We start from the raw sequence: 25,161 nt of genomic DNA, 5'->3' as shown, positions 1-25,161 counted from the left end.
CAGACATGGGTCCCGTACTCGCCGGCATCCTCCAGCTGCTCGCCCTGACGGCGGCGCTGGCGCTCGCCTACATCCCCCTGGGCACCTACATGGCCAGGGTCTACTCCTCCGACAAGCACTGGCGCGTCGAGAAGTGGATCTACAAGGGGATCGGTGCCGACCCGGACACGGAGATGCGCTGGCCCGCGTACCTGCGCGGTGTGCTCGCCTTCTCCGCGGCCGGGGTTCTCTTCCTCTACGCGTTGCAGCGGCTGCAGGGTGTGCTGCCCGGGTCGCTCGGCTTCTCCTCGATCGACCCGGACCAGGCGTTCAACACCGCCGTGTCCTTCGTGACCAACACCAACTGGCAGTCGTACTACGGCGAGCAGGCCATGGGCCACGTCGTGCAGACCGGTGGTCTGGCGGTGCAGAACTTCGTCTCGGCGGCCGTCGGCATCGCCGTCGCCGTGGCGCTGGTGCGTGGCTTCGCACGCTCCCGGACCGGTGAGCTGGGCAACTTCTGGGCCGACCTGGTACGCGGTGTCGTACGCATCCTGGTGCCGTTCTCGCTGATCGCGGCGATCGTGCTCGTTGCGTGCGGCGTCATCCAGAACTTCTCCGGGATCCACGAGGTCGGCCAATTCCTGAACGGGCACGGCGTGGGCGGCTCGCAGCAGTGGAACGGGGGCGCGGTCGCCTCCCAGGAGGCCATCAAGGAACTGGGCACGAACGGTGGCGGTTACTTCAACGCCAACTCCGCCCACCCCTTCGAGAACCCGACCCCGTTCACGAACCTCTTCGAGATCTTCCTCCTCCTGGTGATCCCGTTCGCGCTGACCCGGACCTTCGGCCTCATGGTCGGCTCGGTCAAGCAGGGCTACGCCATCCTCGCGACGATGGCCACGATCTGGTTCGGCTTCGTCGCCCTGATGATGTGGACGGAATTCGCCCACCACGGCCCCGCGTTCGACATCGCCGGCGGTGCGATGGAGGGCAAGGAGACCCGTATCGGTGTCGGCGCCTCGTCGATCTTCGCGGTGTCGACCACGCTGACCTCGACGGGCGCGGTGGACTCCTTCCACTCCTCGTTCACCGGTCTCGGCGGCGGCATCACGATCCTGGGCATGCAGCTGGGTGAGATCGCGCCCGGCGGTACCGGCTCCGGCCTCTACGGCATGCTGATCATGGCGGTCATCGCGGTGTTCATCGCCGGACTGATGGTCGGCCGTACGCCCGAGTACCTGGGCAAGAAGATCGGCATCCGGGAAATCAAGCTCGCGGCCTGCTACCTCCTCGTCACCCCGGCCCTGGTGCTCGTCCTCACCGCCGCGGCGATGGCCCTGCCCACGCCGGGCAACTCGATGACCAACAGCGGGGCGCACGGGTTCTCCGAGATCCTGTACGCCTATTCGTCGGCCGCCAACAACAACGGCTCGGCCTTCGCCGGGCTGAACGCGGACACCCAGTGGTTCAACACCACCCTGGGACTCGCGATGGCCCTCGGCCGTTTCCTCCCGATGGTGTTCGTGCTGGCGTTGGCCGGCTCGCTCGCGGAGCAGAAGCCGGTGCCGGCGACCGCGGGCACCCTGCGCACCGAAAAGCCGCTGTTCACCGGGTTGTTGGTGGGCGCGATTCTCATCATTACCGGTCTGACCTACTTCCCGGCGCTCGCGCTGGGGCCGCTGGCCGAGGGGCTGGCGTCATGACCCTCCGTGCAGAGACGACTCGCGCGGAGACCACGCGTACAGAGACCCCCCGTACAGACACCACGCGTACAGAGAAGCAAGAGGACTCGATGTCCACAGTCACTCCGACCCGGGCGCCGCACGGCGATGTACCGACCGGCCACCAGACCGAAGGGCGCGTCGGCGCGGGCCTCTTCGACCCGAAGCAGCTGCTCAGGTCGCTGCCGGACGCGGTCCGCAAGCTCGATCCGCGGGTGATGGTCAAGTCGCCCGTGATGTTCGTGGTGTTGGTCGGTTCCGTCCTGACCACGGTGTTCTCCTTCAAGGATCCGGGCGACTGGTTCGGCTGGACGATCAGCGCCTGGCTGTGGCTGACGGTGATCTTTGCGAACCTCGCCGAGGCCGTCGCCGAGGGCCGCGGCAAGGCCCAGGCGGACACCCTGCGCAAGGCCAAGACCGACACGGTCGCCCGGCGGCTCGCCAAGGGCCGCGAGTTGGTGGAGGAGGTGCCCGGCACCGAGCTGCGGATCGGTGACCTGGTCGTCTGCGAGGCGGGCGAGATCATCCCCGGCGACGGCGACGTCGTCGAGGGTGTGGCCAGCGTCGACGAGTCGGCGATCACCGGCGAGTCGGCCCCGGTCATCCGCGAGTCCGGCGGCGACCGCTCGGCCGTCACCGGCGGGACGAAGGTGCTGTCCGACCGGATCGTCGTCAAGATCACGACGAAGCCGGGCGAGACCTTCATCGACCGCATGATCGCCCTGGTCGAGGGCGCGGCCCGGCAGAAGACCCCGAACGAGATCGCGCTGAACATCCTGCTCGCGTCGCTGACGATCGTCTTCCTGCTGGCCGTCGCCACGCTGCCGCCGTTCGCGGACTACGCGGGCACGCACCTCACCATGGTGGTGCTGGTGGCCCTGTTGGTCTGTCTGATCCCGACGACGATCGGCGCCCTGCTCTCCGCGATCGGCATCGCGGGTATGGACCGCCTGGTCCAGCGCAACGTGCTCGCCATGTCGGGGCGTGCCGTCGAGGCCGCCGGTGACGTCTCGACCCTGCTGCTGGACAAGACCGGCACCATCACGCTCGGCAACCGGCAGGCGTCCGAGTGCGTGCCGGTGAGCGGTACCACGGAGGCCGAACTGGCCGACGCCGCCCAGCTGTCGTCGCTCGCCGACGAGACCCCGGAGGGTCGCTCGATCGTCGTCCTGGCGAAGGAGAAGTACGGACTGCGCGAGCGGCACCAGGGTGAGTTGTCCGGCGCCGAGTGGATCGTCTTCACCGCCCAGACCCGGATGTCGGGTGTGGACGTCGACGGGCGCAGGATCCGCAAGGGCGCGGCCGGTTCGGTCGTCGCCTGGGTGCGGGAGCGGGGTGGCGAGGTGTCCGAGGACGCCGGCGTGCTCACCGACCGCATCTCCGAGGGGGGCGGCACGCCGCTGCTCGTGGCCGTCGAAGACATCGACGGGGCACGGGTGTTGGGCGTCATCCACCTCAAGGACGTCGTCAAGGAGGGTATGCGCGAGCGGTTCGACGAGCTGCGCCGCATGGGGATCAAGACCGTCATGATCACGGGTGACAACCCGCTGACGGCCAGGGCGATAGCCGAGGAGGCGGGCGTCGACGACTTCCTCGCGGAGGCCACGCCCGAGGACAAGATGGCGCTGATCAAGCGGGAGCAGGCGGGCGGCAAGCTGGTCGCGATGACCGGTGACGGCACCAACGACGCCCCGGCCCTCGCGCAGGCGGACGTCGGCGTGGCGATGAACACCGGCACGTCGGCCGCGAAGGAGGCCGGCAACATGGTCGACCTCGACTCCAACCCGACGAAGCTCATCGAGATCGTCGAGATCGGAAAGCAACTCCTCATCACTCGGGGCGCGTTGACGACGTTCTCCATCGCCAACGACGTCGCGAAGTACTTCGCGATCATCCCGGCCCTGTTCGCGGCGGTCTACCCGGGCCTGGACAAGCTCAACGTCATGCACCTGGCCTCGCCCGACTCCGCGATCCTCTCCGCGGTCGTCTTCAACGCACTGATCATCATCGCGTTGGTGCCGCTCGCCCTGCGGGGGGTGCGGTACCGGCCGGTCAGCGCCGACCGGTTGCTCCGCCGCAACCTCGGGATCTACGGCCTCGGCGGGCTGATCGCCCCCTTCGTCGGCATCAAGATCATCGACCTGCTCGTCTCCCTCATCCCCGGAATCGGCTGATCGGCTATGAACAACTCGGTTTTGAAGACGGCCCGGTTGCTCTGGGCCGGCCTGCGCGCGCTCCTCGTGCTCACCGTGGTGACGGGCATCCTGTATCCGCTGGCCGTCACCGGCGTCGCCCAGGGTCTGTTCCACGACAAGGCGAACGGCTCCGAGATCGGCGCGGACGGCAAGGTCGTCGGCTCGTCCCTGATCGGGCAGTCCTACAACCTGCCGCTGAAGAAGGGCCAGGAGACTCCGGTCCCCGACCTCAAGTGGTTCCAGGGGCGCCCGCAGAACGGCCTCGGCACCAACACCGTCAACACCCGGTACAAGCTGATCCTGTCCGGCGCCACGAACCGTTCCGGTGACAACGCCGACCTGATCCAGTGGGTCAAGGACGCCAAGGCCGCCGTCATCAAGGACAACTCGGTGGGCGGCTACACGGTCAAGCCCACCGACGTGCCCGCCGATGCGGTCACGTCCTCCGGCTCCGGCCTGGACCCGGACATCTCCCCGCAGTACGCGGACATCCAGGTCCACCGGATCGCGGCGGAGAACGGCCTGACCGTCGCCCAGGTCCAGAAACTGGTCGACGACCACACCGAAGGCCGCACCCTCGGCTTCATCGGCGAGCCCCGGGTGAACGTCCTCGCACTCAACATCGCCCTCAAGGAACTCGTGGCGAAGAGCTGACGGTGCCGATCCTCGTGTTGCCCGCCCGGCAGGCCTCCGACGAGAAGATCGCCGCGCTGGACGCGGGGGCTGATACCTACGTCATCACCGAGCCGTTCAGCATGGACGAACTCATGGCCCGGCTGCGGGCCGTCGTCCGCCGCCCCGAGGGCCCACCCCTCGCGCGCGGTGCGTCATGAGCTGCGTACTCCGCTGGCCGGCGGAGGTGCCGTCCTGGATGTCGACCGAGGTCCGGGCGTTCCCGAGGAGGCCGGGGAACGTATCTTCGAGCCCTTCCAGCGCTACGGCGACGCCCCGCGCGGCGCCGGAGTCGGCCTGGGCCTCGCGGTGGCGCGCGGCTTCGCCGAGGCCATGGGCGGCACCCCGCACGCCGAGGACACCCCCGGCGGCGGCCCCACCATGGTCGACGGTTGGGAGTCGGCCGCGTCGTCGTCCACAGTCCGTGGGAGATCGCCCGGCCGGTGGGCGGGCCGGGTGCAGGCCCGCCCACCGGCTTGCCCGATGCCTTGTTCCGCCCTGGGGCGCCCCTACCGTGCCGCTCCGTAATGTTCGCTGATCGGACCGAATGTTTCGATCGATCCGCGGAGGGTTGAGGCGTATGCGGAGCTACGACAACCGGTGATCGGCGGCTTCCATCCCGCCCCCGGTGTGTGCCGGGTCGGGGAGGACCACTACCTCGTGTGCTCCGGCTGCGAGTGCGTTCCCGGCGTCCCGCTCGACCATCATCGAGACCTCGTGCACTGGCACCAGATCGGCAACGGCCTCGACCGGTCAGGGCAGTTGGAGCTGCCGGACGACACGGTGGCCTCCGGCGGGATCCACGCCCCGATGGTCCGTCACCACGACGGCCGCTTCCCCGTGACCACGCCCCATGCCTCCGGGCGAGGCACCTTCCTCGTCACGAGCGACCGCTCCGAGGGGACCTGGTCCGACCCGGTGCGGATCGACCTGCCGGGCATCGACCCCGACCCGGCCTGGGGCGACGAAGGGAAGTGCTGGTGTGCTGTCGCCGGGGTCCGGATCGCGCACGTCGACGCCACGGCCGGCCGGGTGCTGGAAGGACCTCTTCCGGTGTGGTCCGGCACGGGTCTGCGAGACCCTGCGCCGCCGGATCTGTACCGGATCGGCGACGGGTCGTATCCGCTGCTCGCCGAGGGCGGCACCGCGTACGGCCACCGCGTGTCGATCGCCCACCTCCGCGACCCGTGCGGCCCTTACGAACCCGCCCTGGCCCACCCGTTCCTCTCCCGCAGTGGCACCGGCCGGCCCATCCGGTGCACCGGCCACGTCGACTTGGCGTAGTGCGCCGACGGCAGTGGGTGGAGAAGGCTGCTGGGCACGCGCCCCGGCGACTCCTTCCCGTCCTTCCACGTCCTCGGCCGGGAGACGTTCTTGGCCCCGGTGGAGTGGGTGGACGGCCGGCCCCGCGTCGGCCCGGTGGGCGAACGGCACCTCGCACCGGCGGCCCACCGCATCGTCGAACTCCCGCTGGAGCAGGGCGACTTCGATGCCGCCCACCTGGCTCCGTACCGGATGCCCCCACCCAGCAGGCCGGAGGGGAGCTGGTCGCCGGGCCCGCTGCCGGGGTGGCTGACGCTGCGGGCCACCGGGGACAGTTGCGACCGGCCCGGCCACACCCTCGTCCGACCCCGTCGGCGGCATCCGCGGCGCGGGGCGAGGGGCCGCCTGGACGCCGGAACCGTCCGCGCGGGCCCGTCCGTTCGCCTGAGCGAAGCCCACCACTACGACGTCTGAGTCGCCGGGGGAGAGGTGGGCGTCCTGGCCCGGACCGGTTCGCTGCGGCGGTGTCCGGCCCGCCGCCCCGTGCCCGCGGGGCCGCTGAGGCCGGGGCGTCGAGGTCTGTTCGGCGTCCCCGGTGCCGCCGACCGCCACCGGCTCACGCGACCGGGCCCCACGCTCCACGCACCAGGCCCGGTGGCCCCGACGCGATCGTCTTCTCGGTCGAGTGCGGCGAGCCGGTCGCCGCACTCGACAGCTGCCTTCTCTCCGTGCAGGTCGTCGGCGGTTTCACCGGCCGGCTGATCGGGATGTACGTCCTCACCGAGGGCGGCACGTCCTTCGACCGGTTCGCGTACCTGCCGTCGGACTGCCGAAGTACCGCCTTTCCGGAACAAGTTGGCGGCCTGCCTTCCCAACATTCCCCGCGTACAAGGGGTTGCCACCGTTTGGGAGCTGTCTCTAGGGTGCGGCAACAACGAACCTTTCTGGATTCACTCCGAAACTTTCGGTCCAGCGGACAGGCGTGGACGCGCCGTCCCGTACCCAAGGAGCGCAACATGGGCGACCCGGCACTGTCCCGCCGCGGCTTCCTCGCGGCGTCCGCCGCGGCCGGTCTGAGCATGACGGCACTCAGCGGCTGCGGCGGAGACTCGGACGGAGGGTCGTCAGGGACGACCACGATCGAGTGGTGGAACATCTCCACGACCCAGCCCACGAAGGGCGTCTGGGCAGGCCTCGCGCGCAAGTTCGAAGCCGCCAACCCCAAGGTGAAGATAAAGATCGTCCAGTTGGAGAACGACGCCTACAAGTCGAAGATGACCGCGCTGACCGCCTCCGGGAAGCTCCCGGACATCTTCCACACCTGGGGCGGCGGCGTCCTGCGGCAACAGGTCGACGCCGGGCTGGTGGAGGACCTCACGGACCGCGCCAAACCGTGGGGCGACGAGCTGCTGTCGGTCGCGAGGGAGCCGTACCTGCTCGACGAGAAGGTCTACGGCATCCCGTTCGACATCGGGATGATCGGCTTCTGGTACAACAAGGCGCTGTTCAAGCAGGCCGGCGTCAGCACGCCCCCCACCACCTGGAGCGGCTTCCTCGACGCCGTGCGCAAGCTGAAGACCGCCGGTATCACCCCGCTCGCCCTCGCGGGCAAGGAGAAGTGGCCCGGCATGTACTACTGGGCCTACCTCGCGATGCGCACCGCGGGCGCCGACGCGCTGGGGAAGGCCAACGACGACAAGGACTTCACCGGCGCCGAGTTCGTCCAGGCCGGAGAGCACCTCAAGGAACTCGTCGACCTCCAGCCCTTCCAGAAGGGTTTCCTCGGCGCCGCCTACTCCAGCCCCACCGGCCAGGCCGCCGCGGTCGGCAACGGCAAGGTCGCCATGGAACTCATGGGCCAGTGGGCGCCGGTCGTCGAGGCGGACGCCGGCAAGGGCCTCGGGGACGACCTCGGCTTCTTCCCGTTCCCCGCGGTCGAGGGCGGCAAGGGCTCTCTCACCGAGGTGTTCGGCGGGGGCGGCGGACACGCACTGCGCCAGGGCGCCCCGCAGGCCGCCGTCGACTTCCTGAAGTTCTTCGCCTCCGAGGCCACCGACCTGGAACTCGTCAAGAAGACCGGCGCCCTGCCCGTGGTCCCCGGGGCCGAGAGCGCCATCGCCGACCCCAACATCAAGGCCGTACAGGCACAGTTGAAGGCCGCCACCGGCTTCCAGCTCTACCTCGACCAGGCGTACGCGCCCGCCGTCGGCCAGGAGGTCAACGACAGCGTCGCCGCGCTCATCGCCGGTTCCAAGTCCCCCGAGCAGGTCACCGAGTCGATCACGAAGACCGCGAAGGAAGAGCAGTAGACGGCGATGACCTCCACGTTCCTTCCGGACAAACGGACCGGCTCCGACATCGACCTCCCGCCCCCGGCCGCGGACAGCGGCCGGGGGCGGGCCCGGCGTCGCGCGATCGACTGGCTGACCGCGGTCGGCTTCCAGCTGCCCGCCCTGGTGCTGTTCGGCGTGCTGGTGCTGCTGCCGATCCTCTTCGCGCTGTACGCGGCCTTCTTCCGCTGGGGCGGCTTCGGCATGCCCTCCGACTACATCGGCGTCGACAACTTCACCCGGCTCTTCGACGACCCCGTCTTCCTCGGCGACCTGTGGCGCTGCCTCGTCCTGGTGCTGCTGTCCCTCGCCATCCAGCTGCCGTTCGCGCTCGCGATGGCCGTCCTGCTCAACCAGAAGGTGCGCGGCCGGGCCGTCTACCGGATGCTCTTCTTCGCGCCCTACGTGCTGTCCGAGGCCATCACCGGCGTGCTGTTCAGCATGATCTTCGCCCCGGACGAGGGCCTCGCCGACCAGGTCCTGGGCAGTGTGGGTCTGGACGGGCTCGGCGGCACCTGGTTCGCCGACCCCTCCACCGTCATGGCGACCCTCTTCCTCGTCATGACCTGGAAGTACTTCGGCTTCCACATGATGCTCTACCTGGCCGGACTCCAGTCCATCCCCGCCGAGTTGACCGAGGCGGCGCTCATCGACGGCGCCAGCGCCTGGCAGCGGTTCCGCAACGTCACCCTGCCGCTGCTCGCGCCGACCCTGCGGATCAGTGTCTTCCTGTGCGTCATCGGCTCCATCCAGCTCTTCGACCTGGTGTGGGTCACCACCGCGGGCGGCCCCGACCACCACTCGGAGACCATGGCCGTGACCATGTTCCAGTACGGCTTCAAGCGCTACCAGGTCGGCTACGCCAGCGCGATCAGCGTGGTCATGTTCGGTATCAGCCTCGTCTTCGCCCTCGCCTACCAGCGGTTCGTGCTCCGCCGGGACCTCGAAGGGGCCACCACGACCATGCGAGGGGGCGGCAAATGACGACCACCCGGGAAACGACGACCACCACGGCACCCGCGACCGTCCCCCGACCCACGGCCAAGCGGACGACCCGCAGGAAGTCGCTGCCGGTGCACGCGGTGCTCATCGTCGTCGGTGCACTCATGGCCGTACCGCTGCTCTACGCCGTGATCTCCGGCTTCAAGGCCACCGACGAACTCTCCCGCAACCCGATCGGGCTGCCCGACTCGTGGGAGACCTCCCACTACACCGACATCCTCGGCTCGGGCTCGTTCTGGCAACTGCTCGGCAGCAGCACGGTGATCGCGATCGGGACGACCGTCCTCGTGGTGGCGGTCTCCGCGCTCGCCGCCTTCTCCTTCGCCCGGTTCGCGTTCCGCGGCCGGGAGGTGCTGTTCACCCTGTTCACGATGGGGCTGATGTTCCCCTTCGCGGTGGCGGCCCTGCCGCTGTTCCTGCTGCTGCGCTCCATGGGCCTGCTGGACAACCCGCTCGGTGTGATCCTTCCGCAGGCCGCGTTCGGACTGCCGATGACGATCATCATCCTGCGCGGCTTCTTCCGGCAGATCCCGGGGGAGCTGGAGGAGGCGGCCACACTCGACGGCTGCGGTCCGCTCGGGTTCTTCTGGCGGGTGCTGCTGCCCATGGCACGGCCCGCGCTGGGCACGGTGTCGGTCCTCGCCGTCGTCACCAGCTGGAACAACTTCTTCCTGCCGCTGCTGGTGTTCACCGACTCCACCTGGTGGACCATCCCGATCGGCGTCCAGCAGTTCCAGGGCCAGTACTCCGCGGACACCGCCCGGGTCTTCGCCTACCTGGTGCTGGCCATGGTCCCCGCCCTCGCCTTCTACGCGGTCGCCGAGCGCCAGCTCGTCGGCGGCCTCACCGCCGGTGCCACGAAGGGATGACCGCACCGGCGGACGTACGGCTCACCCACACCCCCCGAACGTGAGGAGTCGCACCATGCGCACCAGCCGCACGACGATCCGCTCCCGGACCCGGCTCAGACTCGCCGGTGCCCTCGCCGTCCTCCTGGTCGGCGCCGGGATCGCCACCGGACCACCCGCCCAGGCCGGGGGCAAGCCGCAGACCCTGGCCGACCTCGCCCAGCGCCACGGCCGGTACTTCGGCAGCGCCACCGACAACCCCGAGCTGGTCGACGAGCCGTACAAGGCCGTCCTCGGCAGCGAGTTCGACATGATCACGCCCGGCAACGGCATGAAGTGGTACGCCACCGAGCCCCAGCAGGGCGTCTTCGACTGGTCCCAAGGCGACGAGATCGTGAACCTCGCGCGCGCCCACCACCAGAAGGTGCGCGGGCACACCCTGGTCTGGCACAGCCAGTTGCCCGGCTGGCTCACCGACCGCGCGTGGACGGCACCCGAGCTGAGGGCCGTACTGAAGAAGCACATCCAGGCGGAGGTGCGGCACTACCGCGGCAAGATCTACGCGTGGGACGTCGTCAACGAGGCGTTCAACGAGGACGGCACCTACCGCGAGACCGTCTTCTACAACACGCTCGGCCCCGGCTACATCGCCGACGCGCTGCGCTGGGCCCACCAGGCCGACCCGAAGGCCAAGCTCTATCTGAACGACTACAACGTCGAGACCGTCGGCCCGAAGAGCGACGCCTACTACCGGCTCGCCAAGGACCTCCAGGCGCAGGGCGTGCCGATCGACGGCTTCGGCCTCCAGGCCCACCTGGCCCTCCAGTACGGCTATCCGACGACGCTGGAGGAGAACCTCCGCCGCTTCGCCCGGCTCGGCCTGGACACCGCCCTCACCGAGGTGGACGTCCGCATGTACCTGCCCGCGGACGAGGCGAAGCTGGCCCAACAGGCCGACTGGTACCGGGACATGACCGAGGCCTGCCTCGCGGTACGCCGGTGCGTCGGCATCACCCTGTGGGACTACACGGACAAGTACTCGTGGATCCCGGCGTTCTTCGAGGGACAGGGCGCCGCGCTCCCGTGGGACGAGCAACTGGCGCCGAAGCCCGCCTACTTCGCGATCCGGAAGGCGCTGAGGTAGGGCGCCGGCACAAGGACACGTTCCCGGGCGCCCGATAGGGGAGGGGCGCCCGGGAACGTCTGTGTCAGCCCGCCGTCACCGGCCCCGCACCCGCCGTACCCCTCGGCGTGAGGGGTGCCGTGCTCGCCCGCACCACCAGCTCCGTGCCCAGCTCGACCCGTGGCGAGTCCGGCTGTTCGTCGCGGGCCAGGCGCAGGACCGTACGGACGGCCAGCTTGCCCATGTCGGCGAGGGGCTGACGGATCGTGGTGAGCGGCGGGGCGGACCAGCGGACTTCCGGAAGGTCGTCGAAACCGACCACGCTCATGTCCTCCGGGACACGCAGACCGCGCCGGCGCAGTGCCTCGATCGCGCCCAGCGCCATCTGGTCGCTGGCCGCGAACACGGCGGTCGGCGGTTCGGGCAGGCCGAGGAGGGTGTCGGCGCCGGCGAAGCCGGACTCGGGGTGGAAGTCGCCGGGGACGACGAGGGAGTCGTCCACGGCGAGCCCCGCGCCCTCCAGGGCCGCGCGGTAGCCGTCGAAGCGGGCCCGGGAGCAGAGCAGCCGGGGCGGGCCCGCGATCAGGCCGATCCTGCGGTGGCCCAGCGACAGCAGGTGCTCGGTGGCGGCCATGCCGCCCGCCCAGTTGGCGGCGCCGACCGTGGGGACGTCGAGGGCGGGGGAGCCGGCCGGGTCGACGACCACCAGCGGGACGCCGAGAATGCGCAACTCGTCGTGCAGGATCGGCTCCAGCACCGAGGTGACGAGGATGACGCCGTCGGAGGCGCGGGCCCGCAGATTGCGCATCCACTCCCGGGCGTCCCCCGTGCGTCCGTGGATCGCCGACACCACGGTGCCCACCCCGGCCGCGTGGGCGACCTCCTCCACGCCCCGGATGATCTCCACGGCCCAGGGGCTGTCGAGGTCGTTGAAGACCAGGTCGAGCAGGGCGGCGCGGGTGCCGGGGGAGGCCGGGCGCTTGCGGTAGCCGTGCCGTTGCAGCAGCTCCTCGACCCGGGCCCGGGTCTGCGGCGAGACGTCCGAGCGGCCGTTGACGACCCGCGACACGGTCGGCACCGAGACCCCGGCCTGCCGGGCGATCTCCGTGATCGTGACCTTGCCACCGCCCTCGGGCGCCGTCCCGGCGTCGGCCTCGCGTGCTGCCACTTCCCCACCTCCGTACCGACTGCCCTGCGCAACGTCGAAACTTCCAGAAGTCTTCCGGAAAAGGGGCGACCGTGGGAAGGGGTCCCGGCGGTGAGTACCGGGTCAGGACACCGCACCGACCGGAACTCGCACGCGGTGCTACACGGAGTGACCGGCTCCGGACATGCGTCGGGGCCGGTGCGCAGTCGGCCTGCGAGCCGGCCCCTCGGATACTCCGGGCGGTGCGGGGTGCCGTCCGGTGGTGCTCAGGCCGCGGTCATCACCTGAGCGGTGCCCAGCGGGCGGTGCGGGTCGATGACCCGTCCGTCCGGCAGGAGCTCACCGGTGTCCTCGAAGAGCAGAACGCCGTTGCACAGCAGGCTCCAGCCCTGTTCCGGGTGGTGCGCCACGAGGCGGGCGGAGTCCCGGTCGGCGGATTCGGCTGTCGGACACGGTGACTGGTGCTGGCACATGGATGGGATCTTTCGCTGTGTCGAGACGGGTGGGATGTCTGTGGTCTCTGTCGCGCGGCTTGAAGCGTCGTTCATGGCCGGCCCCCGTTGTGATAAGTCGGTCGAACCCAGTGTTGCCCCACGGGTGTCATTCCGCAGGGATTTGGCGTCACTGCTTCTCACAGGTTGAGGACGCATCACCCGCGCGGACGGTTCATTCCAACTGCACTGTCACTTCGGATGGTTCGGGGTGGCCGGATAGGGCTAGTCCGGACGGGGAGGAGACCATCTCCGGCTCGTCCGAGCGCTTTATGGCTCGTACGAGCGAAAGGGCGGACGGAAATCCCCGGATGATCCCGACGGTGCCGGAAACAGCGTCGTACCCCGCTACCCGGAATTCGGATACGGGGTACGAAGGCCGCCACGGCGGAGAACGTCAGGCGGAGGAACTCATCAGCGGTGCCGGAGTCACCCGATGGGTGAGTACCGGCAGCAGCTCGGCCACCCGGTGCGGGCGGTGTGCGGCGATGCCGGGCGGCGCCGGGGCCAGCGGCACGAGGAGATCGGCGGCGGCGAGGGGGCCGGTGGTGCCGTCCGCGGCGCCGTCGCCGTGCAGCCAGAGCGTGAGCATGTAGAGGCGGGGGATCGAGAGCAGGCGCGGCTGATAGGCGTGGGTCATCGTCTCGGCCTGCCGCAGCGCGCTCTCGGTCGAGGCGATGTACGGCCCCTCGAAGAACCGGGAGAAGGCCCAGCCGTCGGGCGTCAGCATGGTCTCCGCCGCGGCCACCGCGCGGTCGCCGGCACGGATCAGGAAACGCCAGCCGGACAGCCGGGTGGCCGGGACGCCCGAGGCGTCGACGCCGTCCAGGACGTGTACCGGCAGGGGGGCTTCCGGTGTGGTGGGGCCTTTGGCGTGCAGCAGGGAGGGGGTTCGGGCCTCGCGGACCGCGGTCGGGGAACCGAGTGCGGTCAAGACGGAACGCAGTGCGGGCGCGGGAGCCGGGGGGACATGCAGCGGCATGGTGGGTCGCCTCTCATTCGACAGGCACGGTGGCGCGAGGGCGGGCTGGGCGGACGGCGCTGTCAGCTCACGTGGTCAGAGAGGCGGGGGCCGTGGTCCGGTAACCAGGAAGCGCGCGAGGTCGCCGTACGTCACCTGACGGCATGACCGAGGGTCGTGGGCGCCAGCCTTCTGCCTTGTTCGCGGAGTTTATACGACACTTGTTCAGACGATGTTTCGTCTAGCCGCTTTCGGTGAGGAGAGCAAGGGCTCATCCGGTCGACGATTCGTGGGAATCATCCCGATTCCAGGTCGGCCGCGCCGTCATGACCTCGGAAAACAACCGAAGGGCGGACGGCCCATTCTCGTCGGCGTTTTTCACGAGTTTCTCAGGGCACTCGAATCCGCACAGTGCACCATGCCCGGTGAATGTGCCACCGGTCACATCCGACAGAGTAGCGGGCGCAGGGCCGGTCCGGGACGTTATCGATCGTCCCGGCTGGGCATCATCCCCCCTGACCCGGGACACCGGCGGCCGTTCCTCGGTCCGCCCACGCGAGGAGGGACGCTTCGATGGGGGAGAAGGTCGTGGCAGGTCAGTTCGACTTGTCCGATCGCCAGCGCTATCGCGAGAAGCTCCGCCGGAACCTGACGGGGCTGGAGCGACTCCTGGCCGAGAAGAGGTTCGACCGCCCACAGAACCTCATGGGGCTGGAGATCGAGCTGAATCTGACGGGCTCCGACGGCATGCCCAGAATGCTGAATGCGCAAGTGCTGGAGCGCATCGCAAGCCGAGACTTCCAAACAGAACTCGCCATGTTCAACCTGGAAGTCAACATAGCCCCACACCGATTGGGTGGGCGGGTATTCGACCGGCTCGACGAGGAACTCCGCACCTCGCTGGCATACGCGGACAGAAAAGCGGGTGAGCTCGACGCCGGAATCGTGATGATCGGCATTCTGCCGACCCTCGACCGGGACGACCTGGTCTCCTCCAACCTCTCCGACGTCGACCGCTACACCCTGCTCAACGACCAGATCGTGGCCGCCCGCGGCGAGGAGTTCGTGCTCGACATCGACGGCGTGGAGCGGCTGAGCTGCACCTCGAAGTCGATCGTGCCCGAAGCCGCCTGCACCTCGGTGCAACTGCACCTCCAGGTCACCCCGGGCCGCTTCGCCGACGTCTGGAACGCCGCACAGGCCGTCGCCGCCGCGCAGATCGCCGTCGGCGCCAACTCGCCCTTCCTGTTCGGGCGTGAGCTGTGGCGCGAGTCCCGGCCGCCGCTGTTCCAGCAGTCCACCGACACCCGCCCGCCCGAACTCCAGGCCCAGGGAGTGCGTCCGCGCACCTGGTTCGGAGAACGGTGGATCTCCTGCGCGTACGACCTCTTCGAGGAGAACCTGCGCTACTACCCGCCTCTGCTGCCCATCTGCGACGACGAGGATCCGTTGCGGGTCCTCGACGAGGGCGGCATCCCCAAGCTCTCCGAACTCGTCCTGCACAACGGCACCGTCTATCGCTGGAACCGCCCGGTCTACGGCATCGCCGACGGCGTCCCGCACCTGCGCGTCGAGAACCGGGTCCTGCCCGCCGGCCCCACCATCACCGACGTCATCGCCAACGCGGCCTTCTTCTACGGCGTCGTACGCGCCCTGGCCGAGGAGTCGCGGCCGGTGTGGAGCAGGCTGCCCTTCGAGGCCGCCGCCGCCAACTTCGACGCCGCGTGCCGGTACGGCATCGACGCCCGTCTCACCTGGCCCCGGCGCGGCCGGTACGGCGGCACCACCGAGGTCGACGCGGTCAGCCTCGTACGCGACGAACTGCTGCCGCTGGCCGCGGCCGGCCTCGACGCGTGGGGTGTCGAGCCCGCCGACCGGGACCGGTACCTCGGCGTCATCGAGGAACGCTGCCGACGCCGGGTCAACGGGGCGTCCTGGCAGGCCGCCACCTTCCACCGGGCCCTGGAGGCGGGCCTGTCGAGGGAGGCCGCGCTCGCCGCGACGACCCGGCGGTACCGCGAGCTGATGCATGAGGGCGAGCCGGTGCACACCTGGCCGGTGGGGCTGCCGGAGCCGGTGTCACTGGGGTGAGCGCGGCCGGGACCCTCAGCCGGTAGCCTCCACGCCCGCCGCGACGATCGCCTTCAGGATCACCGCGTGGATCTGGGAGGGGTCGCTGACCTCCTGGCCGGAGCCACCGGTGGCCTCGGCGATCTGCTGGGCCTCCGCACGGTCGGCGTCCGGGCCGACCGCGATCATGATGAGCGGGACCGGGCGTTCGGGGTTGGTGAGCCGCTCCAACTGCCCGACAAGGGCGGAGCGGGAGATGCTGCCGGGGTCCTGGTTCACGCCGTCGGTCATCACCACCAGCGCGTTGAACTTCCCCTTGACATAGGAGGAGGTGGCCGCCCGGTACGCGGCGAGGGTGGTGTCGTACAGCCCCGTGGCCCCGTTCGGGACCGGCGCCAGGTCGCCGAACGCCGCCGAGAGCCGGTCCCGTTGGGTGCCGGTGCCCGCCCGGTCGCCGAGCCGCGCGGTCGGCACGAGCACGCGGTAGTCCCTGCCGCCGTCCAGCTTCGTGGAGAAGACCCACAGCCCGATCTCGTCCTCGGGCGTGAACGTGGCGAGGGCCTGCAGCAGCGACGCCTTGGTGACGTCCATCCGTGACCGGTCGGTGCCCGGCACGGTCTCCGACATGGAGGAGGAGGCGTCCACCACCGTGGTCAGCCGCGCGCTCTGCACCGTGATGGTCCAGGTGCCCAGCGCCTCCTGGAGCGCGGCCTCGCCGGGCGGCTCGACGGCGGGCCCCGCGTACGGCTGGGGAGCACTGCCACCGGCGCCCGCGACCAGTTCCTTCGACACCTCGTCCGCCGAGGTCCGGAAGCCGTGCCGGGTCAGCAGCCGCACCTGGTCGGGCCGGCGCAGATAGGTCATGAACCGGATCGCGGCCCGGCTCTGATCGGTCGTCAGCCCCTGGTCGACCAGCGTGTAGGGGTAGTCGAGCCGCGGGGAGCCGTCCGCGGGATAGAAGAAGTCCAGGCCGCCGCCGCTGTCGGCGGACGCGTTGTACGCGAAGGCGGCCTGCTCGGTGAGGACCAGCGCCTGGTTGCGCTTCGGGTTGCCCTGCTCGGTGCCCGACGCGTCGCGCGGCAGCGTGTCCACGACCTGGCCGTCGCTGTCGGAGGCGCGCTGCGACAGTGCCTTCATCATCGCCGCGGCCTGTGTCTGCCCGCCCTCGGCCGCCCCCGCGCCGGTGCTCAGCCGGGTGAGCGCGAGCAGCCCGGCCGCACTGCGCGCGGGGTCGGCCGCGCCGAGCCTGAGCGAGTCGTCCCGCAGGGTGGCGCCGGCGAGTTCGAACCAGCCGTACGTCTTCTTCGGCCACCCCAGCGACTTCGCCGCCGCCGGCACCATCGCCACGCCCACCGGGGTGGAGGCGACCGTGCCCACGGGGGACACCTTCGAGGCTCCGCTGTCCACCTTGAGCCGCTGCACCCACAGGTCCGAGTCCGGGACCCACACCTGCGCATCGGTCTTCTCGCCGGCCAGCAGGGTGTCCGTGACCTTGTACGCGTCGCGCGCGGTCACCGAGACGGCGACGCAGCGGCCGTCGGAGACCAGGTCGTCGTCGCGGGCCCGCTTCGCCGCGGCGGTGAGGGCCGGCGCCAGGTCGGGGGAGGCGGCCAGTTTCAGCCGTACCGGGTCCTCCTGGCAGGACGAGCCGAAGGAGAGCAGCCCGCTGCGGACGGCGCCCGCCGCCCCGCCGGCGACGGTCAGGACGAGGGCCGTGGCCAGGGCGATCGTGCGGAGGCGCGCGCGTGGACGGGGGTCGCTGCCGCCCGCCCCATACTGATCGGGCAAGCTGTGACGTCCCATGACCCGGTGCCCCTCCCCGCCCCAACGGCCTGTCACGCACGATCTTCGTACGTTCATTCGAGACCCTAGCGGGGCGGCGGTAGGCGTGAGGCGGGAATACCCAACTGGAGGCAAGCGTGCAGGCGGAGGCGGGCTCGGTGGCCGATTCTTTTCCTGAGGAGCGGTCCTCGCGACGAATTCTCCGGGACGAGACCCTGCTCGTTCTGGGGCTTTCGCTCGGTGCGAGTGGTGTGTCCGCCCTGATCAGCTTTGTCGGATCGGTCACCAGGCCGGGGGGTCTCAAGGACCAGGCCGCGACCCTCAACGCATCGGCCGCGCCCGGCCGCCCCTGGCTCGACCTCGCCTGGCAGCTGTTCGGGATCACCACGGCGCTCGTCCCGGTCGCGCTCGTCGCGCACTTCCTGCTGCGGGAGGGGAAGGGGCTGCGCACCCTCGGCTTCGACCGCACCCGGCCCTGGCCGGACCTCGGTCGCGGCGCCGGGGTCGCGGCGGTCATCGGCAGCACCGGAATCGCCTTCTACCTGGCAGCGCGCGGCGTCGGCTTCAACCTCACGGTGGTGCCCGAGGCGCTCCCCGACGTCTGGTGGAAGTACCCGGTGCTCATCCTGTCCGCGATGCAGAACGCGATCCTCGAAGAGGTCATCGTGGTCGGCTATCTGCTGCGCCGCCTGGGCCAGTTGGGCTGGACACCCGCCGCCGCGCTGGTGGCCAGTTCCGTACTGCGCGGCTCGTACCACCTCTACCAGGGCATCGGCGGCTTCATCGGCAACATGGTGATGGGCGTGGTGTTCGTGTACCTCTACCGCCGGTGGGGCCGGGTGGGCCCCCTGGTGGTGGCGCATTCCCTGCTCGACATCGGGGCGTTCGTGGGCTACGCCCTGCTGGCGGGCAAGGTGGGGTGGCTGCCGACGGCGTGACGGCCGCACCAGGGGGCGTACGACGGTCTCGTAGGCCCCCTTCGTCCGACAGTCCAACTCCTGCGTCCGTCCGGGGTGTTCCCCGCGTCGGTCAGGGGACGAGCAGCTCGCCCTCGATGACCGTGACCGCGCGGCCGCTCAACAGCGTGCGGTCGCCGCGCAGTTCGGTGCGGACCCGGCCGGAGCGCGGAGAGGCCTGGAGGCCGGTGAGGTCGGGGCGGCCGAGGCGCTCGGACCAGTAGGGGGCCAGCGCGGTGTGGGCGCTGCCCGTGACCGGGTCCTCGTCGATGCCGATGCGCGGGAAGAAGCAGCGGGAGACGAAGTCGTAGCCGCGGGTGGGGTCCTCGGCGCGGGCGGTGGCGATGATGCCGCGCTCGGAGTGCGCGACAAGGGCCTTGTGGTCGGGGGCGAGGGCGTGCACCGACTTCTCGTCGGCGAGTTCGACGAGCAGGTCCCCGATGCCCGGGCCGGTGTCGACGGCGGCGAGCGGCTCGGCGCCGAGGGCCTCGGCGACCCCCTCCGGCAGCTCGACCGGAGTGAGCGGCGCGGTCGGGAAGTCCAGGGTGACCGAGCCGTCCTCACGGGGCGTCGCGATCAGCACCCCACTGCGGGTGGCGAACCGCACCGGGCCCTGGTGGGCGCCCGTGGTGTGCAGGACGTGTGCCGTGGCGAGCGTGGCGTGACCGCACAGGTCGACCTCGGCGGCGGGCGTGAACCAGCGCAGCGCCCAGTCGGCCTCACCGCCCTCCGGCAGCCGGTGGGCGAACGCCGTCTCGGCGTGGTTCACCTCCAGGGCGACGTTCTGCAGCCACTCGTCGTTCGGGAAGGCGTCGAGGAGCAGGACTCCGGCCGGGTTGCCGGTGAAGGGGCGGTCGGCGAAGGCGTCGACGATTCGGATACGCATGCCCCGACGCTAGAGGCTCGGCCGATCCCCTCACCAAGGCCAATCGCGCGGTGCTGGACCGATTTCGGGAACCGGCGGCGGTGGCCTCAGTGGACGGAGAAGCCGCCGTCGACGAAGATCGACTGCCCGGTGACGTAGGCGGAGCCGCGGCCGGCCAGGAACACGGCCGCTCCCGCGAAGTCCTCGGCCAGACCGTTGCGCCCGACCATGGTGCGCGCGGCGAGCGCCGCCACCTTCTGGGGGTCGGACGACAGCCGGGTGTTGAGCGGGGTCATGACGAAGCCGGGCACCAGGGTGTTGCAGGTGACGCCGTACGGCGACCAGGCCTCGGCCTGCGAACGGGCCAGCGACTCCAGCGCCCCCTTGGAGACGCCGTAGGCGCCGCTCTGGACGAACGCCCGGTGCGCCTGCTGGGAGGTGATGTGGATGATCCGCCCGAAGCCCCGCTCGGCCATGCCGGGCCCGAACCGGCGGCCCAGCAGATAGGGGGCCTCCAGGTTCAGCGCCATCGTGGTGTCCCAGACCTCCTCGCTCAGTTCGCCCATCGGCGGCCGCAGGTTGATCCCGGCACTGTTGACGAGGATGTCGGGCTCGCCGAACACCTCGACGAGCTGCTCCGCCGCCGCGTGGACGCCGTCGCGGGTGCCCAGGTCGGCGCTCACCCAGGCCGCCCGGCAGCCGTCCGCCGCCAACTCCGCGACGGTGGCGACCAGTTCCTCCTCCTTGCGCGCCACGACCACCACGCTCGCGCCGGCCCGCGCGAGAGCGCCGGTGATGGCCCGGCCGATGCCGGAGCTGCCGCCGGTCACCACGGCGACCCGGCCGTCCAGCGCGAACAGTTCGGAGAGGTAGGTGTGCGAGGTCATGCCCGCACCCTAGGACGGCGCCCGCGGGGCGACGGCGGCGGGTGACCTGTCGCAGCGAAGCCCGGCCTGGTGCGAGAGCACCAGGACACCCGAGCGGGCGGTCCGGATGCACCAGACGAAGACGGCGACGGCGGACGATGCCCGGCCGCGCGCCGGACGGAACTGTGGAAGGCGCGCGAATCCCGCGCATTCCCCACCCCTCGCACTGTCTGGAGTGATCAACAGGTGACGACATTTCTCTACCGGGTCGGACGGTGGGCCTTCCGGCGTCGCCGGCTCGTGAGCGCCGTGTGGCTGGCTGCCCTGGTACTGCTCGGGATCGCCGCCGCCGTGGCGCCGGAGGCGCAGGAGGAGGACCTGTCCATGCCCGGCACCGAGTCGCAGCAGGCGTTCGACCTGCTGGACGAGCGGTTCCCGCAGAGCAACTCCCAGGGTGCCGAGGCCCGTTTGGTGTTCCGGGCCCCGGACGGCCGGCGGGTGACGGCCGGCGAGAACAGGGCGGCCGTCCAGGACACGCTCCGCTCACTCGACGGGGGCGAACAGGTCGCGTCGACCACCGACCCCTACGCGACCGGCGCTGTCAGCGAGGACGGCACCATCGCCTACTCCACGATCACCTACACCGCGGACGCCGTCGACCTGACCGAGCCGACGAAGAACGCCCTGGAGGACGCCGCGAACCAGGCCCGGGACACGGGGCTCACCGTGGAGATCGGCGGCTCGGCCCTGGACGCGGAAGTGGAACCGGGCGGTACGACGGAGATCATCGGCGTGGTGGTGGCGGCGGTGGTGCTGGTCCTCACCCTCGGGTCGCTGGTCGCGGCCGGACTGTCGCTGACGAGCGCCTTCCTGGGCGTGGCCATCTCCTTCGGCCTGATCTCCGCACTGGCCGCCCCGCTGGGCCTGACGTCCACCGTCGCCATCCTGGCGCTGATGCTGGGGCTGGCGGTCGGCATCGACTACGCACTCTTCATCACCTCCCGCTTCCGCGACGAGCGCGCCCAGGGCCACGAGCCGGAGGAGGCCGCGGGCCGGGCGGTGGGCACGGCCGGATCGGCCGTCGTCTTCGCCGGCGCGACCGTCTTCATCGCCCTGGTCGGGCTGGGGGTCGTCGGAATCCCCGAACTCACCAGGATGGGCATGGGCGGGGCGGGCGCCGTGGCCCTCGCCGTACTCGTCGCACTGACCCTGCTCCCCGCGCTGTTCGGCTTCTTCGGCCGGCGGATCCTGTCCCGCGCCGCCCGCAAGGCCACCCGGCGGGGAAACGAGCGCCCGCACCCGGTGCCCGTCGCGGCTGGCCGGCCGGGGCTCGGCACCCGCTGGGCACGGTTCGTGCTGCGCCGGCCGGTGGCCGTACTGGTGACCGCCGTCCTCGGTCTCGGCGCCGTCGCCCTGCCGGCCCTGAGCCTCGAACTCGGGTTGCCCGGAGACGAGTCCAAGCCGGTGGAGACCACCCAGCGCCGCGCCTACGACCTGTTGTCGGAAGGCTTCGGCCCCGGCTTCAACGGTCCGCTGACCGTGGTCGTGGACACCGCCGCGTCCGCGGACGCGGACACCCGGGCCACCACGGACCTGGTCGTCAGGACCGTACGGGCGGTGGACGGGGTCGCGTCGGTCGGTGATCCGGTGCTCAGCCGGACCAAGGACACGGCCGTCCTCACCGCCGTCCCGCGGACCGCCCCGAACAGCGGCGAGACCAAGGACCTGGTGCACGCGATCCGGGACGCGGTCTCCGGCGTCGAGGCCGACACGGGCGCCGTCGTCGCGGTGACCGGCACCACCGCGCTGAACATCGACATCTCCGAAGCCATGTCCGACGCCCTCATCCCCTATCTGACCGTCGTCATCGGCCTGGCGGTGCTCCTGCTGACACTGGTCTTCCGCTCGGTCCTGGTTCCGGTCAAGGCCGCGCTGGGCTTCCTGCTGTCGGTGGGTGCCGCCTTCGGCGTCCTCGTCGCCGTCTTCCAGTGGGGCTGGGCGGCGGACCTGATCGGCATCGAGCAGACCGGACCGGTCATGTCGCTGATGCCGATTCTCGTCATCGGCATCGTGTTCGGCCTCGCCATGGACTACGAGGTCTTCCTCCTCACCCGGATGCGGGAGGCCTACGTCCACGGCGCGTCCCCCGGCGAGTCGATCGTCCACGGGTTCCGGCACAGCGGACGTGTGGTGGCCGCGGCGGCGATCATCATGATCAGCGTGTTCGCCGGATTCATCGGACTGAACAGCCCGACCATCCAGACGATGGGCGTCGGCCTGGCCTCCGCCGTCGCCTTCGACGCCTTCGTGGTCCGGATGGCGATCGCACCCGCGGTCCTGGCACTGCTCGGTCACCGGGCCTGGTGGCTGCCTCGTATCCTGAACCGCGTGCTGCCGAATGTGGATATCGAGGGTGAGGCACTGAGCCGGCAGGTCCCCGCCTCCGTGACCGGGCCGGACACGGAGGTGCCGCTGCTCCCCGTCGGCCGGCACGGTCGGCCATGACAGACCCGGACGGCGGCGGGCCGCGACCGCGCGGCAGGTGGTGGCGGGAGGGCGCGATCACGGCGACCGCGTTCGCGCTCTGTCTGCTCGGCGGCGTGGTGCGGGCCGACGACAAGCCGCTGTCTCCGCCGTCCGCCGCCGCCTGTCTCATCGCCGTGGTGTCCTGTGCCGTGCTGCCGGCGCGGCACAGGACACCGCTGGCCGCCATGGCGGCCACCACCGTGTGCGGCATGCTGGTCGCGCCGTCGGGTCTCCTGCTGAGCCCGCTCGTCGTGGCACCCGCCGTGATCACCGCCTACTCGCTCGCCGTGCGCAGGGAACGGCGCGTGGCGGCCACGGTGGTGCTCGCCTCCGCGGTGCTGCTGAGTGCCTCGACCCTCCCGTTCGGGACCAACTCGTGGCAGGACGCCAGCAGGATCGGAGCGGTGGCGGCGTTCCCGCTGGTGGCCGGCGTGCTCGGCCACTCGGCGCAGAACCGGCGGGCCTACCTGGCGGCCGTGGAGGAGCGGGCCCGGCAGGCCGAGCAGGACCGGGACAGCGAGGCGCGCCGGAGAGTGGCCGAGGAACGGGTGCGCATCGCCCGGGAACTGCACGACCTGGTGGCCCATCAGATCACCCTGGCCAACGCACAGGCGACGGTCGCCGCCCACCTCTTCGACGTCCGCCCGGAACAGACCCGCAAGAGCCTCAGGGAACTCGTCGAGACCACCGGCCACGCGCTCGACGAACTACGGGCCACGGTCGGTCTGTTGCGCCAGTCCGGGGACGCGCCCGCGCCCGCCGAGCCGGCACCGGGGCTGTCCCGGCTTCCCACGCTCCTCGAATCCTTCCGCCGCGCGGGTCTGGAGGTGTCGGTGCGTCAGGAGGGCACGGCCCGGCCGCTGCCGCCGGGGGTGGACCTCACCGTCTACCGCATCGTCCAGGAGGCCCTGACCAATGTGACCAAGCACGCCGGTACCGGCAGCGCCCGGGTGCGACTCGTCTGGAGCCGCGAGTGGGTGACCGTCACCGTCGCCGACGACGGAGGGGGCTCCCGTACGGGGCCCACCGCGTCCACCGGGCGCGGTGCGTCCACGGCTCGGGGTGCGTCCACGGGACCGAGCGAATCCACGCTGCCGGACCATCCGCCCGGTTACGGTCTGATCGGGATGCGCGAACGTGCCACCGCGGTCGGGGGACACCTCTCCGCGGGCAGGCGCCCGGAGGGCGGCTTCCTCGTCTCCGCCCAACTGCCCCTCCCGCCCGGCAAGGACACGACGCGGACGACGGACGGAGCGACCACCATCGAGGGGCGAATGGCCGACGGAGCGACGGACGACGGACGGACGGGCAAAGAGGCGGGGGATACGCCGTGACGCTCCGGGTGCTGCTCGCCGACGATCAGGCACTGCTGCGTGGCGCCTTCCGGCTGCTGCTCGACAGCGCCGACGACATCACCGTGGTCGGCGAGGCGGCCGACGGCAGGGAGGCGGTGAGACTCACCCGGGAACTGCGCCCGGACGTGGTGGTCATGGACATCCGTATGCCCGAGGTGGACGGTCTCACCGCCACGTCGCAGATCTGCGCGGACCCGGAACTGCGTGCCAGCCGCATCCTGATCCTCACCACGTACGAGACCGACGAGTACGTAGCCCAGGCCTTGCGCGCGGGCGCCGGCGGCTTCATCGGCAAGGGCATCGGGGCCGAGGACCTGCTGGACGCCGTGCGGACGATCGCCGACGGCGACACTCTTCTGTCCCCCGCGGCGACCCGCTCCCTGGTCGCCCGTTTCCTGGCCACACCGGACGACGCCCCGCCGCACCACCCCGAACAACTCGCCCTGCTCACCCCGCGCGAACGCGAGATGGTGGCCCTGGTCGCGACCGGTCTGTCCAACCAGGAGATCGCCGAGCGGATGTTCCTCAGCCCCTTCACCGTCCGCGCCCACGTGCAGCGCGCCATGACGAAGCTGGAGGCTCGCGACCGGGCCCAACTCGTCGTCATCGCCTACCGGACGGGGCTGGCCCACGCCGCCCCCGGCGGCGGCACCGACCGCGTGCCGTAGTCCGATGCCGGGACCTTTCGGCGGCTCCACGCGGCCGGCCGTGCCGGCTCCTCGACGGCCGCGTCCTGCCCTGGCCCGCCCTGTTCTGGTCGGTCTGGCCGAGGACGCTGCCGAGGACACCGCTTGCCCCGGTCCAGGCCGCCCTTGGTCAACGACCAGGCTGCGCGCGGCTGTCGTGTCCGGTCACGGGGCCGGGGCGAATGCGGGCAACGTGAGGGCCGAGTAGGCCGGTCGTGCCGTCGCGGGGGGGTGCCCCTATGGGTTTCGTCAAGCTGATGGGGCGGGCTGGGGTTCGTAGAAGGTGCCGTCGCGGAGCATGGCGAAGAGCACGTCGGCTC

20 protein-coding genes and 2 pseudogenes are annotated in these 25,161 nt (G+C 70.8%); 16 read left to right on the top strand and 6 right to left on the bottom strand.

Annotation, left to right across the window (positions count from 1 at the left end; all coding sequences use genetic code 11):
* Positions 1-5: 5 nt before the first annotated feature.
* The 11 genes and pseudogenes from kdpA (at position 6) to ACZ5VD_RS42215 (ending at position 11,157) form a co-directional block, all read left to right on the top strand.
* Positions 6-1,685 carry a potassium-transporting ATPase subunit KdpA gene (kdpA, locus tag ACZ5VD_RS42265; RefSeq protein WP_468549971.1) on the top strand — a complete coding sequence of 560 codons (1,680 nt, stop codon included), beginning with the start codon at positions 6-8 and terminating at the stop codon, positions 1,683-1,685.
* Between the two features lie 89 nt (positions 1,686-1,774).
* A complete protein-coding gene (gene kdpB / locus ACZ5VD_RS42260) occupies positions 1,775-3,877 on the top strand; it encodes a potassium-transporting ATPase subunit KdpB (protein ID WP_468685793.1) in 2,103 nt (700 codons plus the stop codon).
* 6 nt (positions 3,878-3,883) lie between these two features.
* Positions 3,884-4,552, top strand: a complete 669-nt coding sequence (locus ACZ5VD_RS42255) for a potassium-transporting ATPase subunit C (RefSeq protein ID WP_468685791.1) — start codon at positions 3,884-3,886, stop codon at positions 4,550-4,552.
* A 2-nt stretch (positions 4,553-4,554) separates the two neighbouring features.
* Positions 4,555-4,716, top strand: a pseudogene (locus ACZ5VD_RS42250) (DNA-binding response regulator); the annotation flags it as partial.
* Positions 4,717-4,771: 55 nt separating this feature from the next.
* A pseudogene (locus ACZ5VD_RS42245) lies at positions 4,772-5,098 on the top strand (sensor histidine kinase); the annotation flags it as partial.
* A 72-nt stretch (positions 5,099-5,170) separates the two neighbouring features.
* On the top strand, positions 5,171-5,854 hold the full coding sequence (locus ACZ5VD_RS42240) for a family 43 glycosylhydrolase (protein ID WP_468685789.1): 684 nt from the start codon (positions 5,171-5,173) through the stop codon (positions 5,852-5,854).
* Positions 5,855-5,944: 90 nt separating this feature from the next.
* Positions 5,945-6,307 carry a hypothetical protein gene (locus ACZ5VD_RS42235; RefSeq protein ID WP_468685788.1) on the top strand — a complete coding sequence of 121 codons (363 nt, stop codon included), beginning with the start codon at positions 5,945-5,947 and terminating at the stop codon, positions 6,305-6,307.
* Between the two features lie 542 nt (positions 6,308-6,849).
* A complete protein-coding gene (locus ACZ5VD_RS42230; RefSeq protein WP_468685787.1) occupies positions 6,850-8,142 on the top strand; it encodes an extracellular solute-binding protein in 1,293 nt (430 codons plus the stop codon).
* A 6-nt stretch (positions 8,143-8,148) separates the two neighbouring features.
* Positions 8,149-9,147: a carbohydrate ABC transporter permease gene (locus ACZ5VD_RS42225; protein WP_468549965.1), complete on the top strand. Its 999-nt coding sequence runs from the start codon at positions 8,149-8,151 to the stop codon at positions 9,145-9,147.
* A gap of 122 nt (positions 9,148-9,269) precedes the next feature.
* Positions 9,270-10,034 carry a carbohydrate ABC transporter permease gene (locus tag ACZ5VD_RS42220; protein ID WP_468550009.1) on the top strand — a complete coding sequence of 255 codons (765 nt, stop codon included), beginning with the start codon at positions 9,270-9,272 and terminating at the stop codon, positions 10,032-10,034.
* Positions 10,035-10,089: 55 nt separating this feature from the next.
* Positions 10,090-11,157 (top strand): endo-1,4-beta-xylanase, encoded by a 1,068-nt coding sequence (locus ACZ5VD_RS42215; protein ID WP_468549964.1) that lies wholly within the window; start codon positions 10,090-10,092, stop codon positions 11,155-11,157.
* 64 nt (positions 11,158-11,221) lie between these two features.
* On the opposite strand, the gene ACZ5VD_RS42210 is transcribed toward ACZ5VD_RS42215, so the two are convergent.
* From ACZ5VD_RS42210 to ACZ5VD_RS42200, 3 genes are all read right to left on the bottom strand, one after another.
* On the bottom strand, positions 11,222-12,304 hold the full coding sequence (locus ACZ5VD_RS42210) for a LacI family DNA-binding transcriptional regulator (protein ID WP_468549963.1): 1,083 nt from the start codon (positions 12,302-12,304) through the stop codon (positions 11,222-11,224).
* Between the two features lie 245 nt (positions 12,305-12,549).
* Positions 12,550-12,756, bottom strand: coding sequence for a DUF5999 family protein (locus ACZ5VD_RS42205; RefSeq protein WP_468549957.1), 207 nt, complete (start codon positions 12,754-12,756; stop codon positions 12,550-12,552).
* A 415-nt stretch (positions 12,757-13,171) separates the two neighbouring features.
* Positions 13,172-13,756, bottom strand: a complete 585-nt coding sequence (locus ACZ5VD_RS42200; RefSeq protein WP_468685786.1) for a hypothetical protein — start codon at positions 13,754-13,756, stop codon at positions 13,172-13,174.
* 552 nt (positions 13,757-14,308) lie between these two features.
* Between ACZ5VD_RS42200 and ACZ5VD_RS42195 the strand changes: the two genes are divergently transcribed.
* Entirely contained in the window at positions 14,309-15,826 is a 1,518-nt protein-coding gene (locus tag ACZ5VD_RS42195) for a glutamate-cysteine ligase family protein (protein ID WP_468685785.1), read from the top strand.
* 15 nt (positions 15,827-15,841) lie between these two features.
* Here the strand turns inward: ACZ5VD_RS42195 and ACZ5VD_RS42190 are convergent, their stop codons facing one another.
* Positions 15,842-17,608 (bottom strand): substrate-binding and VWA domain-containing protein, encoded by a 1,767-nt coding sequence (locus ACZ5VD_RS42190; RefSeq protein WP_468685783.1) that lies wholly within the window; start codon positions 17,606-17,608, stop codon positions 15,842-15,844.
* A gap of 116 nt (positions 17,609-17,724) precedes the next feature.
* Between ACZ5VD_RS42190 and ACZ5VD_RS42185 the strand changes: the two genes are divergently transcribed.
* Positions 17,725-18,525, top strand: a complete 801-nt coding sequence (locus ACZ5VD_RS42185) for a CPBP family intramembrane glutamic endopeptidase (RefSeq protein ID WP_468549953.1) — start codon at positions 17,725-17,727, stop codon at positions 18,523-18,525.
* 91 nt (positions 18,526-18,616) lie between these two features.
* On the opposite strand, the gene ACZ5VD_RS42180 is transcribed toward ACZ5VD_RS42185, so the two are convergent.
* Entirely contained in the window at positions 18,617-19,429 is an 813-nt protein-coding gene (locus ACZ5VD_RS42180) for a PhzF family phenazine biosynthesis protein (RefSeq protein WP_468685782.1), read from the bottom strand.
* An 86-nt stretch (positions 19,430-19,515) separates the two neighbouring features.
* Positions 19,516-20,295 (bottom strand): SDR family NAD(P)-dependent oxidoreductase, encoded by a 780-nt coding sequence (locus tag ACZ5VD_RS42175; RefSeq protein ID WP_468549951.1) that lies wholly within the window; start codon positions 20,293-20,295, stop codon positions 19,516-19,518.
* Between the two features lie 225 nt (positions 20,296-20,520).
* Here ACZ5VD_RS42175 and ACZ5VD_RS42170 point away from each other — a divergent pair, with 225 nt between their 5' ends.
* From ACZ5VD_RS42170 to ACZ5VD_RS42160, 3 genes are read left to right on the top strand one after another with little or no spacing between them, the layout of a single operon-like run.
* Positions 20,521-22,779, top strand: a complete 2,259-nt coding sequence (locus ACZ5VD_RS42170; RefSeq protein ID WP_468685780.1) for an MMPL family transporter — start codon at positions 20,521-20,523, stop codon at positions 22,777-22,779.
* The gene (locus ACZ5VD_RS42165; RefSeq protein ID WP_468685778.1) at positions 22,776-24,134 is read left to right on the top strand and encodes a sensor histidine kinase; all 1,359 of its coding nucleotides are present in this window, start codon (positions 22,776-22,778) and stop codon (positions 24,132-24,134) included. The genes ACZ5VD_RS42170 and ACZ5VD_RS42165 overlap by 4 nt, the downstream gene beginning before the upstream one ends.
* Positions 24,131-24,823, top strand: coding sequence for a response regulator transcription factor (locus tag ACZ5VD_RS42160; protein ID WP_468549948.1), 693 nt, complete (start codon positions 24,131-24,133; stop codon positions 24,821-24,823). Before ACZ5VD_RS42165 ends, ACZ5VD_RS42160 begins: the two co-directional genes overlap by 4 nt.
* Positions 24,824-25,161 lie beyond the last annotated feature (338 nt).

The sequence above is a fragment of the Streptomyces sp. NPDC032822 genome, from assembly GCF_055578825.1.
The sequence above is the reverse complement of the archived record's forward strand: the minus strand, read 5'-3'. Positions and strand labels throughout refer to the sequence as shown.

Bases quoted from the DNA above. Each gene is read 5' to 3' on its own strand.
- kdpA (WP_468549971.1), top strand. From the start codon at position 6: ATGGGTCCCGTACTCGCCGGCATCCTCCAGCTGCTCGCCCTGACGGCG.
- kdpB (WP_468685793.1), top strand. From the start codon at position 1,775: ATGTCCACAGTCACTCCGACCCGGGCGCCGCACGGCGATGTACCGACC.
- ACZ5VD_RS42255 (WP_468685791.1), top strand. From the start codon at position 3,884: ATGAACAACTCGGTTTTGAAGACGGCCCGGTTGCTCTGGGCCGGCCTG.
- ACZ5VD_RS42230 (WP_468685787.1), top strand. From the start codon at position 6,850: ATGGGCGACCCGGCACTGTCCCGCCGCGGCTTCCTCGCGGCGTCCGCC.
- ACZ5VD_RS42225 (WP_468549965.1), top strand. From the start codon at position 8,149: ATGACCTCCACGTTCCTTCCGGACAAACGGACCGGCTCCGACATCGAC.
- ACZ5VD_RS42220 (WP_468550009.1), top strand. From the start codon at position 9,270: ATGGCCGTACCGCTGCTCTACGCCGTGATCTCCGGCTTCAAGGCCACC.
- ACZ5VD_RS42215 (WP_468549964.1), top strand. From the start codon at position 10,090: ATGCGCACCAGCCGCACGACGATCCGCTCCCGGACCCGGCTCAGACTC.
- ACZ5VD_RS42205 (WP_468549957.1), bottom strand. From the start codon at position 12,756: ATGTGCCAGCACCAGTCACCGTGTCCGACAGCCGAATCCGCCGACCGG.
- ACZ5VD_RS42200 (WP_468685786.1), bottom strand. From the start codon at position 13,756: ATGCCGCTGCATGTCCCCCCGGCTCCCGCGCCCGCACTGCGTTCCGTC.
- ACZ5VD_RS42195 (WP_468685785.1), top strand. From the start codon at position 14,309: ATGGGGGAGAAGGTCGTGGCAGGTCAGTTCGACTTGTCCGATCGCCAG.
- ACZ5VD_RS42190 (WP_468685783.1), bottom strand. From the start codon at position 17,608: ATGGGACGTCACAGCTTGCCCGATCAGTATGGGGCGGGCGGCAGCGAC.
- ACZ5VD_RS42180 (WP_468685782.1), bottom strand. From the start codon at position 19,429: ATGCGTATCCGAATCGTCGACGCCTTCGCCGACCGCCCCTTCACCGGC.
- ACZ5VD_RS42175 (WP_468549951.1), bottom strand. From the start codon at position 20,295: ATGACCTCGCACACCTACCTCTCCGAACTGTTCGCGCTGGACGGCCGG.
- ACZ5VD_RS42165 (WP_468685778.1), top strand. From the start codon at position 22,776: ATGACAGACCCGGACGGCGGCGGGCCGCGACCGCGCGGCAGGTGGTGG.